The organism is Streptomyces hydrogenans (assembly GCF_014656075.1).
Taxonomy (GTDB): domain Bacteria; phylum Actinomycetota; class Actinomycetes; order Streptomycetales; family Streptomycetaceae; genus Streptomyces; species Streptomyces hydrogenans.
This window is the reverse complement of the sequence record NZ_BNBS01000301.1, coordinates 1-1,001: the sequence shown is the minus strand read 5'-3', so window position 1 is coordinate 1,001 and position 1,001 is coordinate 1. Positions and strand designations below refer to the sequence as shown.

Sequence of the window (1,001 nt, the reverse complement as noted above, 5' to 3'; positions counted from 1 at the left end):
GGACGACCTCGATGCCGGCGCGGGCGCAGGAGTAGGCGATCCCGGCGCCCATCATCCCGGCGCCCAGCACGGCGACCCTGCGGACCTGGGTCTTCTCGACGCCCTTGGGACGACGGGCACCGGAGTTGACGGCCTGGAGGTCGAAGAAGAACGCCTGGATCATGTTCTTCGCGGTCTGCCCGACGACGAGGTCGGTCAGGTGGCGGGCCTCCACCACGAAGGCGGTGTCGATGTCGACCTGGGAGGTCTCCACGGCCGCCGCGAGGATGTGGCGCGGGGCCGGGTACGGGGCGCCGCCGGTCTTCTTCCTCAGCAGCGCCGCGAGCGACGGGAGTCGGGCGGCCAGCCGGGGGTCGGCGGGGGTGCCGCCCGGGATGCGGTACCCCGGAGCGTCCCAGGGCTGGGCGGACTCCGGATGGGCGTCGACGAACGCCCGCGCCCGGACCAGGAGATCGGCCTGATCGGCGGCGATCTCGTCGACCAGGCCGGCGTCCAGGGCCTGCGCGGGCCCGTACTGCCCGCCCTCCAGGAGGACCTTCCGCAGGGCCTCCACGACGCCGAACATGCGGACCGTCCGGGTCACTCCCCCGCCACCGGGCAGCAGCCCGAGGGTGACCTCGGGGAGTCCGACCCGGGCGGCCGGGCTGTCGAGCACCACCCGGTGGTGGCAGGCCAGGGCGATCTCGTAACCGCCGCCCAGAGCGGCGCCGTTGAGGGCGGCGACGACGGGCCTGCCGAGGGTCTCCAGGACGCGCAGCGACCGCTTGACGCGCATCCCCGCCTCGAAGGAGGTTCCGGCGGTCGCGGGCGTGACGGACTTCAGGTCGTGCAGGTCGCCGCCGGCGAAGAAGCTCTTCTTCGCGGAGGTGACGATGACGCCCCGGACGGTGTCGCGGCACGCGGAGAGCCGCGCAGCCGTGGCGTCCAGGGAGTCGAGGAAGGCGGCGTTCATGGTGTTGGCGGACTGGTTCGGGTCGTCGAGGACGAGGGTGACGATCCCC

General features: G+C 73.4%; 1 protein-coding gene. It reads right to left on the bottom strand.

The genetic code is table 11. The features are described from left to right. On the bottom strand, window positions 1-1,001 hold a 1,001-nt coding region (locus IE321_RS41540; RefSeq protein WP_190226788.1), incomplete at both ends, for an enoyl-CoA hydratase-related protein.